The sequence below is a fragment of the Serratia sp. EC4 genome, assembly GCF_059652115.1.
In genome coordinates this window covers 82947-98010 of record NZ_JBNIDE010000003.1, presented here as the reverse complement: position 1 = coordinate 98010, position 15064 = coordinate 82947, and the positions used below count along the sequence as shown (strand labels likewise).

The window sequence follows — 15064 nt, the reverse complement described above, 5'->3', positions numbered from 1 at the left end:
ATGGCAACGGTAATGAAAAAAGTAGACGCGGTGATCGTCGGCTTCGGCTGGGTGGGCGCGATCATGGCCAAAGAGCTGACCGAGGCCGGCCTCAACGTGGTGGCGCTGGAGCGCGGCCCGATGCGCGACACCTATCCGGACGGTTCTTACCCGCAGGTGATCGACGAGCTGACCTATAACATCCGCCGCAAGCTGTTCCAGGATCTGTCGAAAAGCACCGTCACCATTCGCCATAACAGCAGCCAGACCGCGGTGCCTTACCGCCAGCTGGCGGCGTTCCTGCCGGGCACCGGCGTCGGCGGCGCCGGCCTGCACTGGTCGGGCGTGCATTTCCGCGTCGATCCGATCGAACTGCGCATGCGCAGCCATTATGAAGAGCGTTACGGCAAAAACTTCATTCCGAAGGACATGACCATCCAGGACTTCGGCGTGACTTACGACGAGCTGGAGCCGTTCTTCGACAAGGCGGAGAAAGTGTTCGGCACTTCCGGCACCGCCTGGACCATCAAAGGGCAGAAAGTGGCGCAGAAGGGCGGTAACCGCTTTGCGCCGGATCGCTCCGACGACTTCCCGCTGCCGGCGCAGAAAAATACCTACTCCGCTCAGCTGTTCGAGAAAGCGGCGCTGGAGGTGGGTTACCACCCCTACAACCTGCCGTCCGCCAACACCTCGGATTCTTACACCAACCCGTACGGCGCGCAGATGGGCCCGTGCAACTTCTGCGGTTTCTGCAGCGGCTACGCCTGCTACATGTATTCCAAGGCCTCGCCGAACGTCAACATCTTGCCGGCGTTGCGCATGGAGAAACGCTTCGAGCTGCGCACCAACGCCAACGTGCTGAAGGTCAACCTGACCGACGACAAATCCCGCGCCACCGGCGTGAACTACGTCGATGCGCAGGGCCGCGAAATTGAACAGCCGGCCGATCTGGTGATCCTGGGCGCGTTCCAGTTCCACAACGTGCACCTGATGCTGCTGTCCGGCATCGGCAAGCCTTACGATCCGGTAACCGGCGAAGGCGTGGTCGGGCGCAACTTCGCTTACCAGAACATGACCACCATCAAGGCGTTCTTCGATAAAGACGTGTTCACCAACCCGTTCATCGGCGCCGGCGGCAACGGCGTGGGCGTGGATGACTTCAACGCCGATAACTTCGATCACGCCAAAGAAGGCTTCGTCGGCGGTTCGCCGTTCTGGGTCAACCAGGCGGGCACCAAGCCGATCTCCGGCCTGCCGACCCCACCGGGCACCCCGGCCTGGGGCAGCAAGTGGAAAGCGGCGGTGGCGGATGCCTATACCCATCACGTCTCGATGGACGCCCACGGCGCGCACCAGTCGTACCGCAACAACTATCTGGATCTCGATCCCAACTACAAGAACGTGTTCGGCCAGCCGCTGCTGCGCATGACGTTCGACTGGCAGGAAAACGACATCAAGATGGCGCAGTTCATGTACGACAAGATGGCGCCGATCGCCAAGGCGATGAACCCGAAACTGATCGCCGGCAGCCCGAAAAACGCCAACAGCCACTTCGACACCACCAGCTACCAGACTACCCACATGAACGGCGGTGCGGTCATGGGGGAAGATCCGAAGACCAGCGCGGTCAACCGCTATCTGCAGAGCTGGGACGTGCACAACGTGTTCTCGATCGGCGCATCGGCCTTCCCGCAAGGGCTGGGCTACAACCCGACCGGCACCGTGGCGGCGCTGGCTTACTGGTCTGCCCGCGCCATTCGCGAGCAGTATCTGAAAAACCCAGGCCCATTGGTGCAGGCATAAGGACGGCGAACGATGAAAGCATTTGTACCGGCACTGGTTCTCAGTGCAGTGAGTTTTTCCGTTTGGGCGCAGGACGCCACCGTCAGCAGCGAGCTGATCAAGCGCGGCGAGTACCTGGCGCGCGCCGGTGACTGCGTGGCCTGCCATACCGATGGCAAGAGTGGCAAAACCTTCGCCGGCGGTCTGGCGATGGAGACGCCGATCGGCACCATCTACTCGACCAACATCACGCCGGACAAGAAAACCGGCATCGGCGATTACAGCTTCGAGGATTTCGACAACGCGGTGCGTAAGGGCGTAGCCAAAAACGGCAGCACCCTGTACCCGGCGATGCCGTACCCGTCGTTCGCGCTGGTGAAAGAGGACGACATGCGCGCCATGTATGCCTATTTCATGCACGGTGTGCAGCCGGTGGAACAGGCCAACAAGGACTCCGACATCCCGTGGCCGCTGTCGATGCGCTGGCCGCTGAGCATCTGGCGCGGCATGTTTGCGCCGTCGCCGGCGGACTTCGTTGCCGACGCCAAGGCCGATCCGGTGATTGAACGCGGCCGCTACCTGGTGGAAGGCCTGGGCCACTGCGGCGCTTGCCATACCCCGCGCAGCATCACCATGCAGGAAAAAGCGTTGAGCAACAGCGAAAGCGACGACTACCTGTCCGGCAGCAACGCGCCGATCGATGGTTGGGTGGCTTCCAGCCTGCGCGGCGACCGCAAGGATGGCCTGGGCAGCTGGAGCGAAGCCGAGCTGACCGAGTTCCTGAAAACCGGCCGTAACGACAAGGCGATCGTGTTCGGCGGCATGAGCGACGTTGTGGAGCATAGCCTGCAATACCTGAGCGACGACGATCTGACCGCCATCGCGCGCTACCTGAAATCGCTGCCGCCGAAAGACGGCAAGCAGCAGGCGGCGCCGGTCGAAGACAGCGTGGCCAAGGATCTGTGGCGCGGCGACGACAGCAAGCCCGGCGCGGCGCTGTATGTCGATAACTGCGCGGCCTGCCACCGCACCGACGGCGTGGGCTACAAGCGCGCCTTCCCGTCGCTGAAGGGCAATCCGGTGGTGCAGACCGAGGACGCGACCTCGCTGATCCACATCGTGCTGACCGGCAACACTACGCCGGCGGTGCAGGGGGCGGTATCCAACATCACCATGCCGCCGTTTGGCTGGCGTCTGAACGATCAGCAGGTGGCGGACGTGGTGAACTTCATCCGCTCCAGCTGGGGTAACAGCGCCAAACCGGTGAGCGCTTCCGACGTAGCCGACGTGCGTAAAGATCGCTCGATGATCCGCGACGAGAAGGAGATGGGCAGCGCCGAGGTGCCGGACCATCCGGACGCGAAGAAATAAACCGCTTAAGGGCTCCGCAAGGGGCCCTTAGTTTTTACTGAGCGCGCCGTTTTTTTCAGCACAATGTGTTCGCAAATCGTTCATTCAGCCGATAAAACATAGACCCGCAGCGGATTTTTCATTATCCTTTGCCGTCCTTTCATCAGGCGTAAGTATGAAATATCGCTTTAATTCACTGATTATTATTAAAAAACTCGCGGAGAAGGATATCCCGTTAGGCGCAATCGTTGTCGCCGCAGATTAAGGTAGACTGTCTCATGAGTACGATTTCTCCCGATTCAGGCACGCTGACGGCCGCTCAGACTGCCAAATGGAACAAAACCGACACCGTCTGGATGTTCGGTCTCTATGCGACTGCGGTGGGCGCCGGTACGCTGTTCTTGCCGATCAACGCCGGCCTGAACGGCCCGCTGGTGCTGCTGTTGATGGCGCTGTTCGCTTTCCCGCTGACCTATTTGCCGCACCGCGCGCTCAGCCGCTTCGTGCTTTCAGGCTCCAGCCGCGATGGCAACATTCACGATGTGGTGGTGGAACACTTCGGCGTGCTGGCCGGCAAAATCATCATGATGCTGTATCTGATGGCGTTCTTCCCGATCGTGCTGGTGTACAGCATTTCGATCACCAACGCGCTGGACAGCTTCCTGATCCATCAGTTCCACGTGGCCCCGCTGCCGCGCATCTGGCTGAGCCTGGCGGTGGTGGTGGTGCTCAATCTGGTGCTGCTGCGCGGCAAAGACAGCATCGTGGCGGCGATGGGCATGCTGGTGTTCCCACTGCTGGTGTTCCTGATGGGCATTTCGCTCTATCTGATGCCGAGCTGGAATACCGCCAACTTCGTGCACGGCCTGGCCGCCACCCGCTTCGACACGCCGGGGCTGTGGCATTCGCTGTGGCTGGCCGTGCCGGTGATGGTGTTCTCCTTCAGCCATGCGCCGATCATCTCTTCCTTCGCCTCGACCCAGAAGAGCCTGTACGGCGACAAGGCGGAACGCCGCTGCGCGCGCATCATGCGCTATAGCTATGTGCTGATCTGCGTTACCGTGCTGTTCTTCGTGTTCAGCTGCGTGCTGAGCCTGTCTCATGAAGACATGCTGCAGGCGAAAGAGCAGAACATCACGGTGCTGACTACGCTGGCCAACAAGTTCTCCAACCCGCTGATCGCCTACCTTGGCCCGGTGATGGCGATGCTGGCGATGGCCAAGTCCTATCTCGGCACTTCGCTGGGGGTGACGGAAGGGGCGACCAGCCTGATCGACGGCGTCACGCGCGCGGTCGGCAAGCCGCTCACCTCGCGCATGACGCACCGCATCTCGGCGGCGTCGCTGTTCCTGCTCACCTGGGCGGCGACGGTGTGGAACCCCAGCGCGCTGCACATCATCGAAACCATCAGCGGCCCGCTGATTGCGGCGATCCTGTTTATCCTGCCGATGTACGCCGTGCGTGCGGTGCCGGCCATGCGCCAGTACCGCGCGGCGAGCAACGTCTTCGTGCTGGTGATGGGCCTGATTGCGCTGTCGGCGCTGATCTACGGCCTGATGTGATCCTCTGGGCGCGCCGCTTCCGGCGCGCCTCTTATCCTTCCTTTACACATCCCTTTGCAATTAATCGCCGACATGCCGGGCGTTACCTTTGATAATGCAAGCCATTCTCATTAGTATTTTCTGAATGTATTCATGACCAAGGAGTTTTTCGTGCACCGTCGAATCACTTTGCCGGCGCTGGTTTGCGCCGCCTTGCTCGCCTCTCCGGCGATGGCCACTACCTATCCGTTGACCCTGACCGACACCTCCGGCCAGACGGTCACCCTCCAGCAGGAGCCGAAACGCATCGTGGTGCAGGACGGGCGCGACATTCTCACGCTGGCGCTGCTCGATCGCGCCAACCCGTTCGGCCGGCTGGTGGCCTGGAATAACCTGCTGAAGAAAAGCGACGCGGCGACCTGGGATATCTTGCAGAGCAAATGGCCGGCGGCGAAAAACATCATCGACATGGGATTCAGCGATAAAGGCGAAGTGAATCTGGAGAGCGTGATCGCCAAGCGCCCCGATCTGATGATCGCCCAGCTGCGCTCCAAGCCTTCGCTGAGCCAAACCGGCGTGCTGGATAAGCTGAAGGCGCTGAACGTGCCGGTGTTGTTTATCGATACCATGCTCAAGCCGGTGGAAAACACGCCGAAAAGCGTGACGCTGTTGGGGGAAACCCTCAACCGCGAAAGCGAAGCCAAGCAATATACCGATTTTTATCAGCAGCATTATCAGGCCATTCTGGCCAAAACGCAGGCGGTGGAGCCCAAGCCGTTGGTGTTCTTCGAAGCCAAGGCAGGTCTGAATGGTCTGGAATCCTGCTGCTTCACCCATGCGCACGTCGGCTGGGGCGCGTTGGTCGAGGCGGTCGGCGCGCGCAACATCGGCTCTGCGCTGTTGCCGGGCGCGACCGGCGACGTGGCGCTGGAAAAAGTGATCGCCATGAAACCGGACGCCTACATCGTTTCCGGCTCACAGTGGGCCAGCAAGACCAATGCCGCGGTGCCGTTCGGCTATGGCGTGACGCAGCAACAGGTGGATGAGGCCTTCAACCGCATGAAACAGCGCCCGGGGTTCTCGCAGGTGTCGGCGGTGAAGGAAGGGCGGTTCTACGGCATCTACCATAACTTCTACAACCACCCGTACAACATCGTGGGGCTGGAGTATCTGGCGAAGTTTATCTATCCGGCGCAGTTCCCGGATCTGGAGCCGGCCAAGACCTACAGCGAGATCCTCAGTCGCTTTACCGAAGTGCCGGAAGGCAAGGGCATTTTGGGCGCGCAGGCGCCGGCGGGGAAATAACGGCAACGGGCGCGACGATCGCGCCCGTTTTGTATGATCAGGCGGCCGGCGTATAGGTGGAGATGATCTCCAGCACGCCGTTGATGATGAACTGTACGCCCATGCACACCAGCAGGAACCCCATCAGGCGCGAGATCGCCTCGATGCCGCTTTTCCCCACCAACCGCATGATGGCGCCGGAACTGAGCAGGCAGGCCCACAGGATCACCGCGACCGTCAGGAAGATGGCGACCGGCGCCACGGCCAACACCCAGGGTTCAAAACCCAGCGAGTTCGCTTTGACGCTCGACGCCGAGCTGATGATCATCGCGATGGTGCCCGGCCCGGCGGTGCTCGGCATGGCCAACGGCACGAAGGCGATGTTGGCCGATGTCTTGTGGCGCAGCTCGTGCGACTTGCTCTCCACCTCCGGCGCGTCTTCGGGGCTCTGCTGCGGGAACAGCATGCGAAAACCGATGAAGGCGACGATCAGGCCGCCGGCGATGCGCAGGCCGGGGATCGAAATGCCGAAGGTGTTCATCACCACCTGGCCGGCGTAAAACGCCACCGTCATGATGCAGAACACATAAACCGAGGCCATCAGCGACTGCTGATTGCGCTCTTCGCGCGTCATATTGCCGGACAAGCCGAGCAGCAACGCCACCGTGGTCAGCGGGTTGGCCAGCGGCAACAGCAGCACCAAACCCAGTCCGATGGCCTGGAATAACTGCAAAATACCCGTCATAAAGTAGACTCCCTGTGCAACGTTCAGGCCGCCAAGCGGCGGCCCATGAGCTAAACAGCCTAGCCTGCCGCGTGCCTGGCGGCAATGGGGATAGCTCGTAACGTTAATTAACCGTCGGCCGGCGTTTCATCATTGCCGTTGCACTCGCCGGCGAGCTCAGGTTCATCCTCACATCCCAACGGCGCTTCGTTGACCGCAATCGCCCGCGGCGCCGAACGCACGCCAAAATGCATCAGCCCATGCAGCATCGCCAATACCGCGCATGCCACGACGAGGACCGCAAGTAACCGGTTCATGTTCTGCATAAGTCTCGATTGGAACGGACAGCTTTCAGGATAGCGGCTGGCGGCAGAGCGCGCCACGCGAGGCGGCGGCATCACCGACAACGGCGACAAAATGGCCTGCGCTCAGAAGAAATGCGCAGTTTTTGTGTTTTATGGCCTTTTTCGCCGCAGTTGACCGGTAAAGGCCGACGTTGCGCACCAATTGCTACACCCCACAGGCTCAGCTGCCTACCATAGGCGCGCTTTAAAACGATAACGAGATTGATTATGCAAGACGAACTGAAATTTTTACTGGGGAAAATCAGCGCATTCGCGCTTTCCGCCGCCTTCATGGCGGCATTGGTCGGCCTGGTGTTTATCGATGTGCACTGGTTGCATAACTTCGTGCATGAAACCTCGCTGACCGAAGCGGCGCAGGAACTGTTGCTGCTCGCCATCTCCGGCAGTTTTTTCGCCGCGGCCCGGCGGCAGGTGGAACGCCGCTCCGCCTGGATGCTGGTCGGCGGTTTCTTTCTCTGCATGCTGATCCGCGAGATGGACTTCGCTTTCGATGCGTTGTGGCACGGCGCCTGGGTGTGGTTCGCGCTGGCGGTCGCCTTGGCCTGCCTGTGGCATGCGGCACGGCATATTGCGGATACGGTGCGCGGCCTGGCCTATTTCGCGACGCATCCCGGCTACGGCATGATGTGCGCCGGCCTGCTGTGCATTCTGGTGTTTTCACGCCTGTTCGGCATGAGCGCGCTGTGGCAAACGCTGATGCTGGACGGCTACAACCGGGTGGTGAAAAACATGGTGGAAGAGGGCTGCGAACTGCTGGGCTATGGCCTGTGCCTGTTGGCCACTCTCAGCTACATGAGAGGCGTTTTTGCGCCGGATGAAGCGAAAGTGTGACGGCGGCGGCGCTTTATTTATCCGGAACAATTTTAGTGATACTATTCGCTTAGCCGAATGCGGCTGAGAAGGTATGCGTTCCATTCTGTATACCCAGTGAGGTTTCAATCTGGCAATTGTGGGCGAGATCTGAAACCTGGCTGACCAAACCCAAAACCCAATTTTCGTACTGCATGTGATCTGTCGTGTGGGTCACCACTGTAGATAAGGAATTATTAATGCCTGTTATTACTCTTCCTGACGGTAGTCAGCGTCATTTCGACCACCCCGTTTCCCCGATGGATGTCGCGCGCGATATCGGCCCTGGCCTGGCGAAAGCCTGTATCGCCGGCCGCGTCAACGGCGAACTGGTTGATGCCGGCGATCTGATCGAATCGGATGCGCAGCTGGCCATCATCACTATCAAAGACGAAGACGGTCTGGAAATCATGCGCCACTCCTGCGCGCACCTGCTGGGTCATGCGATCAAGCAGCTGTGGCCGGATACCAAAATGGCGATCGGTCCGGTGATCGACAACGGTTTCTATTATGACGTGGATATCGACCGCACTCTGACGCAGGAAGACCTGGATCTGCTGGAAAAGCGGATGCATGAGTTGGCCGATAAGGATTACGACGTCATCAAGAAGAAGGTCAGCTGGCAAGAAGCCCGCGACACCTTCGCCGAGCGCGGCGAAATCTACAAAGTGGCGATCCTGGATGAGAACATCAGCCATGACGATCGTCCTGGCCTGTATCACCACGAAGAATACGTCGACATGTGCCGCGGTCCGCACGTGCCGAACATGCGTTTCTGCCACCATTTCAAGCTGCAGAAAACCTCCGGCGCTTACTGGCGCGGCGACAGCAAAAACAAAATGCTGCAGCGTATCTACGGTACCGCCTGGGCAGACAAGAAGCAGCTGAACGCCTACCTGCAACGTCTGGAAGAAGCGGCCAAGCGCGATCACCGCAAGATCGGCAAACAGCTCGACCTGTATCACATGCAGGAAGAAGCGCCGGGCATGGTGTTCTGGCACAACGACGGTTGGACTATCTTCCGCGAGCTGGAAGCCTTCGTGCGCATGAAGCTCAAAGAGTACCAGTACCAGGAAGTGAAAGGTCCGTTCATGATGGACCGCGTGCTGTGGGAAAAAACCGGCCACTGGGAAAACTACAAAGACGCCATGTTCACCACCGCGTCGGAAAACCGCGAATACTGCATCAAGCCGATGAACTGCCCGGGCCACGTGCAGATCTTCAACCAGGGTCTGAAGTCGTACCGCGATTTGCCGCTGCGCATGGGCGAATTCGGCAGCTGCCACCGCAACGAGCCGTCGGGTTCCCTGCACGGCCTGATGCGCGTGCGCGGCTTCACGCAGGATGACGCCCACATCTTCTGTACCGAAGAGCAGGTGCGCGCCGAAGTGAACGAATGCATCCGCATGGTGTATGACGTGTACGGCACTTTCGGTTTCGACAAGATCGCCGTCAAGCTGTCGACTCGCCCGGAAAAACGCATCGGCACCGACGACATGTGGACCCGGGCGGAAGAAGACCTGGCCGCCGCGCTGACCGAGAACGGCATTCCGTTCGAATACCAGCCGGGCGAGGGCGCCTTCTACGGACCGAAAATTGAATTTACCCTGCATGATTGTTTGGATCGCGCATGGCAATGTGGTACCGTGCAGCTCGATTTCTTCTTGCCGGGCCGTTTGGGCGCATCGTACGTTGGCGAAAACAACGATCGCGTCGTGCCGGTAATGATTCACCGCGCCATTTTGGGCTCCATGGAACGCTTCATCGGTATCCTGACCGAAGAATACGCCGGGTTCTACCCGACCTGGATCGCTCCGGTGCAGGTGGTGGTGATGAATATCACCGACAGCCAGTCTGATTATGTCCAGCAATTGACCAAAAAACTGCAGGATGCAGGCATTCGCGTGAAAGCGGACTTGAGAAATGAGAAGATTGGCTTTAAAATTCGCGAACATACTTTACGTCGAGTCCCTTACATGTTGGTGTGCGGCGACAAAGAGGTCGAAGCAGGCAAAGTTGCCGTTCGTACCCGCCGTGGCAAAGACCTGGGAAGCCTGGACGTAAACGAAGTCGTAGACAAGCTGCTGAAAGAGATTCGCAGCCGTAGTCTTCATCAACTGGAGGAATAAAGTATTAAAGGCGGAAAACGAGTTCAACCGGCGCGTCCTAATCGCATTAACAGAGAAATTCGCGCGCAAGAAGTTCGCCTAACCGGCGTCGATGGCGAGCAGATTGGTATTGTCAGTCTGAATGAAGCTCTTGAAAAAGCTGAGGAAGCGGGCGTTGATTTAGTAGAAATCAGCCCAAATGCCGAACCGCCAGTTTGCCGAATCATGGATTACGGCAAATTCCTCTACGAGAAGAGCAAGTCGACGAAAGAACAGAAGAAGAAGCAAAAAGTTATTCAGGTCAAGGAAATCAAATTCCGTCCTGGCACCGATGATGGCGACTATCAGGTCAAACTACGCAACCTGATTCGCTTTCTGGAAGATGGCGATAAAGCCAAAATCACCCTGCGTTTCCGCGGGCGTGAGATGGCGCACCAGCAGATCGGTATGGAAGTGCTTAACCGCGTCCGTAAAGACCTGTGCGAAGATATGGATCTGGCAGTGGTCGAATCCTTCCCTACGAAGATCGAAGGCCGCCAGATGATTATGGTGCTCGCTCCTAAGAAGAAACAGTAAGGCTTACAAGTAATGGAACCCGCGCGGCGCTTGCGCTGTGTGGGTTTTATTCGCCCAACTGATTCGTTGTTTAACAATGCGAAGTGGATTTAATTAAAATGCCAAAGATTAAAACTGTACGTGGTGCAGCCAAGCGCTTCAAAAAAACCGGCAGCGGTGGTTTTAAGCGTAAACATGCCAACCTGCGTCATATTCTGACCAAAAAAGCAACCAAGCGTAAACGTCACCTGCGTCCGAAAGGCATGGTGTCTAAAAACGATCTGGTCCTGGTTACCGCGTGCCTGCCGTACGCATAAGCCATTTTTTTTTGAATTTAGAATAAGACTTTAGGAGAGAGCATATGGCTCGCGTAAAACGTGGTGTAATTGCACGCGCACGTCACAAGAAAATCATGAAGCAGGCGAAAGGTTACTACGGTGCCCGTTCGCGCGTATATCGTGTTGCCTTCCAGGCAGTAATCAAAGCAGGTCAGTACGCTTACCGTGACCGTCGTCAACGTAAGCGTCAGTTCCGTCAGCTGTGGATTGCACGTATCAACGCAGCTGCTCGTCAGAACGGTCTGTCTTACAGCAAGTTCATCAACGGCTTGAAAAAAGCGTCGATCGAAATTGACCGTAAGATCCTGGCTGACATCGCAGTCTTCGACAAAGTGGCCTTCGGCGCACTGGTTGAGAAAGCGAAAGCAGCTCTGGCGTAAGTCAGTTGAAGAGGGAGCTTGCTCCCTCTTTTAATCTTTGTTTTCAGCGACAAATATTGACTTTTATTGCCCGCCGCTATATCACTGGTGGACAATCATCGACAAGGTACCGCAATCATGCACGCAGCTATTTTTCGTTTCTTTTTTTACTTTAGCGCCTGATTTCAGGAGGCTTCGCGCGTAAGAAAAGAAACGAAAAGTAGCGCCTAAGCCTCCCTCGTGGAGGCTTTTTTGTTTTTGGCCATCGCCTCGCCTTGCACATTGCTGCGGCGAGGGGGCAGACACTCAGCCGGCCCTGTGCCGCGCAGGTGAGTCACCTGGTCGACAACGCATTGAAAAGTCTTTGAAGATTGCTCAAAGGCGTGTTCGAATAATAGATAACAATTACTTAGGGCCATCCCGGCCAGAGGAAGAGGAAAGCAATGCCACATCTCGCAGAGCTGGTTGCCAATGCCAAGGCAGCCGTAGAAGATGCCCAGGATGTTGCCGCGTTAGATTTGGTGCGCGTCGAATATTTTGGCAAGAAAGGTCATTTCACCTTGCAGATGCAGTCTCTGCGTGACGTACCGGCGGAAGACCGTCCGGCGGCCGGCGCGGTGATCAACCAGGCCAAGCAAGAAGTGCAGGACGCCCTGAACGCGCGTAAGAACGCGCTGGAAAGCGCCGCGCTGAACGCGCGCCTGGCGGCTGAAACCATCGACGTCTCCCTGCCGGGCCGTCGCATGGAGAACGGCGGTTTGCATCCGGTGACCCGCACCATCGACCGTATCGAAACCTTCTTCGGCGAGTTGGGCTTTTCCGTTGCCACGGGCCCGGAGATTGAAGACGATTACCATAACTTCGACGCGCTGAACATTCCAGGGCATCATCCGGCGCGCGCCGACCACGATACTTTCTGGTTTGACGCCACGCGCCTGCTGCGCACCCAGACTTCCGGCGTGCAGATCCGCACCATGAAGAACCAACAACCGCCGATCCGCATCATTGCGCCGGGCCGCGTTTACCGTAACGACTACGATCAGACTCACACCCCGATGTTCCACCAGATGGAAGGGCTGATCGTCGATAAAGACATCAGCTTCACCAACCTGAAGGGCACGCTGCACGATTTCCTGAACAACTTCTTTGAAGAAGACCTGCAGGTTCGTTTCCGTCCGTCCTACTTCCCGTTCACCGAGCCGTCCGCTGAAGTGGACGTGATGGGCAAGAACGGCAAGTGGCTGGAAGTGCTGGGCTGCGGCATGGTGCATCCAAACGTGCTGCGCAACGTGGGCATCGATCCGGAAGTCTACTCCGGCTTCGCCTTCGGCATGGGCATGGAGCGCCTGACGATGCTGCGTTACGGCGTCACCGATCTGCGCGCATTCTTCGAAAACGATCTGCGTTTCCTCAAACAGTTTAAGTAAGGCGGGAATATCACATGAAATTCAGTGAACTCTGGTTGCGCGAGTGGGTAAACCCGGCCATCAGCAGCGAAGCATTATCCGATCAAATCACCATGGCCGGCCTGGAAGTGGACGGCGTGGATCCTGTCGCCGGCGCGTTTAACGGCGTTGTGGTGGGTGAAGTGGTCGAGTGCGGTCAGCACCCGAATGCCGACAAACTGCGCGTCACCAAGGTCAACGTCGGCGGCGATCGCTTGCTCGACATCGTCTGCGGCGCGCCGAACTGCCGTACCGGCCTGAAAGTGGCGGTCGCCACCGTGGGCGCGGTGCTGCCGGGCGATTTCAAAATCAAGGCCGCCAAGCTGCGCGGCGAGCCTTCGGAAGGCATGCTGTGCTCATTCTCCGAGCTGGGCATTTCCGACGATCATGACGGCATCATCGAGCTGCCGCTGGATGCGCCGATCGGCACCGACATCCGTGACTACCTGAAACTGAACGACAACACCATCGAGATCAGCGTTACCCCGAACCGCGCCGACTGCCTGGGCATCATCGGCGTTGCGCGCGACGTGGGCGTACTGAACCAGGTGGCGCTGACCGAGCCGGATATGAGCCCGGTGGCTGCCACTATCGACGCCACGCTGCCGATCCGCGTTGACGCGCCGCAGGCGTGCCCGCGTTATCTGGGCCGCGTGGTGAAAGGCATCGACGTCAAGGCGCCAAGCCCGCTGTGGATGCGTGAAAAACTGCGTCGTTGCGGTATCCGTTCTATCGATGCCGTCGTCGACGTCACCAACTATGTGCTGTTGGAACTTGGCCAGCCGATGCACGCCTTCGATCTGAGCCGCATCGACGGCGGCATCGTGGTGCGCATGGCGGAAGAAGGGGAAACCTTGACGCTGCTGGACGGTAACGAAGCCAAACTGAACGCCGACACCTTAGTGATCGCCGATCATCAAAAAGCGTTGGCGATGGGCGGCATCTTCGGCGGCGAGCATTCCGGCGTCAACGGGGAAACTCAGGACGTGCTGCTTGAGTGCGCTTTCTTCAGCCCGCTGTCGATCACCGGCCGCGCGCGTCGTCACGGCCTGCACACCGACGCTTCTCACCGCTATGAGCGCGGCGTCGATCCGGCGCTGCAGTACAAAGCGATGGAGCGCGCCACGCGCCTGCTGCTCGACATCTGCGGCGGCCAGGCCGGCCCGATAATCGACGTGACCCACGAGAACGAACTGCCGAAGCGCGCCACCATCACGCTGCGCCGCGAGAAACTGGATCGCCTGATCGGCCACGTGGTGCCGAGCGAGCAGGTCAGCGACATTCTGCGCCGTCTGGGTTGCCAGGTGACCGAGCAGGGCGACAGCTGGCAAGCGGTCGCGCCGAGCTGGCGTTTCGATATGGAGATCGAAGAGGATCTGGTGGAAGAAGTGGCGCGCGTTTACGGCTACGACAACATCCCGGATGTGCCGGTCCGCGCCGATCTGGTGATGACCCAGCATCGCGAAGCCGATCTGACGCTGAAGCGCGTGAAGACCATGCTGGTCGATCACGGTTATCAGGAAGCGATCACCTACAGCTTCGTCGATCCGAAGGTGCAGGCGTTGTTGCACCCGAATGAAGAAGCGCTGATCCTGCCAAGCCCGATTTCGGTAGAAATGTCGGCGATGCGTCTGTCGCTGTGGACCGGCCTGCTGTCTGCGGTGGTGTATAACCAGAACCGCCAGCAGACGCGTCTGCGTCTGTTCGAAAGCGGTCTGCGCTTTGTGCCTGATAGTGCGGCAGATCTGGGTATCCGTCAGGATGTCATGCTGGCGGGCGTGATCGCCGGCCATACGCACGATGAACATTGGGATCTGGCGCGCAAGCCCGTCGACTTCTATGATTTAAAAGGGGATCTGGAGTCTGTCCTCGAGCTGACCGGTAAATTATCCGAAATTCAGTTCCGGGCGGAAGCCAATCCGGCCCTGCATCCAGGGCAAAGTGCGGCGATTTATTTGCATGGCGAACGCGTTGGTTTCATCGGTGTGGTTCACCCGGAACTTGAACGTAAACTGGATCTTAACGGCCGCACCGTGGTGTTTGAACTGGAGTGGAACAAGCTTGCGAGCCGCGCCGTGCCTCAGGCGCGGGAGATTTCGCGCTTCCCGGCAAACCGCCGTGATATCGCCATTGTGGTGGCTGAAAACGTCCCCGCAGAAGATATTTTGGCCGAGTGTAAGAAAGTTGGCGCAAATCAGGTAGTTGGCGTAAACTTGTTTGACGTGTACCGTGGCAAGGGCGTGGCAGAAGGTGACAAGAGCCTGGCTATCAGTCTGGTATTGCAGGATACCGCTCGTACACTGGAAGAAGAGGAGATAGCCGCTACCGTTGCAAAATGCGTAGAGGCTCTAAAACAGCGATTCCAAGCATCCTTGAGGGATTGAA

General features: G+C 58.5%; 14 protein-coding genes and 1 other annotated feature. Of the genes, 12 read left to right on the top strand and 2 right to left on the bottom strand.

What is annotated here, in order from left to right; translation table 11 throughout:
* The 4 genes from ACP39K_RS10550 (at window position 1) to ACP39K_RS10535 (ending at window position 5957) form a co-directional block, all read left to right on the top strand.
* Complete coding sequence (locus tag ACP39K_RS10550; RefSeq protein WP_004931432.1) at window positions 1-1782, top strand: GMC family oxidoreductase; 1782 nt, start codon at window positions 1-3, stop codon at window positions 1780-1782.
* A 12-nt stretch (window positions 1783-1794) separates the two neighbouring features.
* A complete protein-coding gene (locus ACP39K_RS10545) occupies window positions 1795-3132 on the top strand; it encodes a c-type cytochrome (RefSeq protein ID WP_033640514.1) in 1338 nt (445 codons plus the stop codon).
* Window positions 3133-3389: 257 nt separating this feature from the next.
* Window positions 3390-4673, top strand: coding sequence for an SLC5/6 family protein (locus ACP39K_RS10540; protein WP_033640513.1), 1284 nt, complete (start codon window positions 3390-3392; stop codon window positions 4671-4673).
* Window positions 4674-4823: 150 nt separating this feature from the next.
* The gene (locus ACP39K_RS10535; RefSeq protein WP_115116604.1) at window positions 4824-5957 is read left to right on the top strand and encodes an ABC transporter substrate-binding protein; all 1134 of its coding nucleotides are present in this window, start codon (window positions 4824-4826) and stop codon (window positions 5955-5957) included.
* A 37-nt stretch (window positions 5958-5994) separates the two neighbouring features.
* Here ACP39K_RS10535 and ACP39K_RS10530 read toward each other — a convergent pair whose 3' ends face one another.
* Together ACP39K_RS10530 and ACP39K_RS10525 are read right to left on the bottom strand one after the other, a co-directional pair.
* Window positions 5995-6681: a MarC family NAAT transporter gene (locus ACP39K_RS10530; RefSeq protein ID WP_016927970.1), complete on the bottom strand. Its 687-nt coding sequence runs from the start codon at window positions 6679-6681 to the stop codon at window positions 5995-5997.
* Between the two features lie 107 nt (window positions 6682-6788).
* Window positions 6789-6986, bottom strand: coding sequence for a hypothetical protein (locus ACP39K_RS10525; RefSeq protein WP_050072186.1), 198 nt, complete (start codon window positions 6984-6986; stop codon window positions 6789-6791).
* Window positions 6987-7232: 246 nt separating this feature from the next.
* On the opposite strand from ACP39K_RS10525, the gene ACP39K_RS10520 reads away from it, so the two are divergent.
* From ACP39K_RS10520 to pheT, 8 genes are all read left to right on the top strand, one after another.
* Complete coding sequence (locus ACP39K_RS10520) at window positions 7233-7856, top strand: hypothetical protein (RefSeq protein WP_497008472.1); 624 nt, start codon at window positions 7233-7235, stop codon at window positions 7854-7856.
* A 218-nt stretch (window positions 7857-8074) separates the two neighbouring features.
* Window positions 8075-10003, top strand: a complete 1929-nt coding sequence (gene thrS / locus ACP39K_RS10515; RefSeq protein WP_025159696.1) for a threonine--tRNA ligase — start codon at window positions 8075-8077, stop codon at window positions 10001-10003.
* A gap of 3 nt (window positions 10004-10006) precedes the next feature.
* On the top strand, window positions 10007-10558 hold the full coding sequence (infC, locus tag ACP39K_RS10510) for a translation initiation factor IF-3 (protein WP_048233542.1): 552 nt from the start codon (window positions 10007-10009) through the stop codon (window positions 10556-10558).
* A 98-nt stretch (window positions 10559-10656) separates the two neighbouring features.
* Entirely contained in the window at window positions 10657-10854 is a 198-nt protein-coding gene (rpmI, locus tag ACP39K_RS10505) for a 50S ribosomal protein L35 (RefSeq protein WP_004931418.1), read from the top strand.
* Between the two features lie 44 nt (window positions 10855-10898).
* Entirely contained in the window at window positions 10899-11255 is a 357-nt protein-coding gene (gene rplT, locus ACP39K_RS10500; protein WP_004931417.1) for a 50S ribosomal protein L20, read from the top strand.
* Between the two features lie 113 nt (window positions 11256-11368).
* Window positions 11369-11491, top strand: a sequence feature (Phe leader region).
* On the top strand, window positions 11373-11417 hold the full coding sequence (pheM, locus tag ACP39K_RS10495) for a pheST operon leader peptide PheM (protein WP_121626058.1): 45 nt from the start codon (window positions 11373-11375) through the stop codon (window positions 11415-11417). (Overlaps the previous feature by 45 nt.)
* A gap of 186 nt (window positions 11492-11677) precedes the next feature.
* The gene (gene pheS, locus ACP39K_RS10490; protein ID WP_004931416.1) at window positions 11678-12661 is read left to right on the top strand and encodes a phenylalanine--tRNA ligase subunit alpha; all 984 of its coding nucleotides are present in this window, start codon (window positions 11678-11680) and stop codon (window positions 12659-12661) included.
* A gap of 14 nt (window positions 12662-12675) precedes the next feature.
* Complete coding sequence (pheT, locus tag ACP39K_RS10485; RefSeq protein ID WP_016927965.1) at window positions 12676-15063, top strand: phenylalanine--tRNA ligase subunit beta; 2388 nt, start codon at window positions 12676-12678, stop codon at window positions 15061-15063.
* Window position 15064: the final 1 nt, after the last annotated feature.

Coding starts and splice junctions, on each gene's coding strand:
- ACP39K_RS10550 (WP_004931432.1), top strand. CDS start 1: ATGGCAACGGTAATGAAAAAAGTAGACGCGGTGATCGTCGGCTTCGGC.
- ACP39K_RS10545 (WP_033640514.1), top strand. CDS start 1,795: ATGAAAGCATTTGTACCGGCACTGGTTCTCAGTGCAGTGAGTTTTTCC.
- ACP39K_RS10540 (WP_033640513.1), top strand. CDS start 3,390: ATGAGTACGATTTCTCCCGATTCAGGCACGCTGACGGCCGCTCAGACT.
- ACP39K_RS10530 (WP_016927970.1), bottom strand. CDS start 6,681: ATGACGGGTATTTTGCAGTTATTCCAGGCCATCGGACTGGGTTTGGTG.
- ACP39K_RS10525 (WP_050072186.1), bottom strand. CDS start 6,986: ATGCAGAACATGAACCGGTTACTTGCGGTCCTCGTCGTGGCATGCGCG.
- ACP39K_RS10520 (WP_497008472.1), top strand. CDS start 7,233: ATGCAAGACGAACTGAAATTTTTACTGGGGAAAATCAGCGCATTCGCG.
- thrS (WP_025159696.1), top strand. CDS start 8,075: ATGCCTGTTATTACTCTTCCTGACGGTAGTCAGCGTCATTTCGACCAC.
- rpmI (WP_004931418.1), top strand. CDS start 10,657: ATGCCAAAGATTAAAACTGTACGTGGTGCAGCCAAGCGCTTCAAAAAA.
- rplT (WP_004931417.1), top strand. CDS start 10,899: ATGGCTCGCGTAAAACGTGGTGTAATTGCACGCGCACGTCACAAGAAA.
- pheS (WP_004931416.1), top strand. CDS start 11,678: ATGCCACATCTCGCAGAGCTGGTTGCCAATGCCAAGGCAGCCGTAGAA.
- pheT (WP_016927965.1), top strand. CDS start 12,676: ATGAAATTCAGTGAACTCTGGTTGCGCGAGTGGGTAAACCCGGCCATC.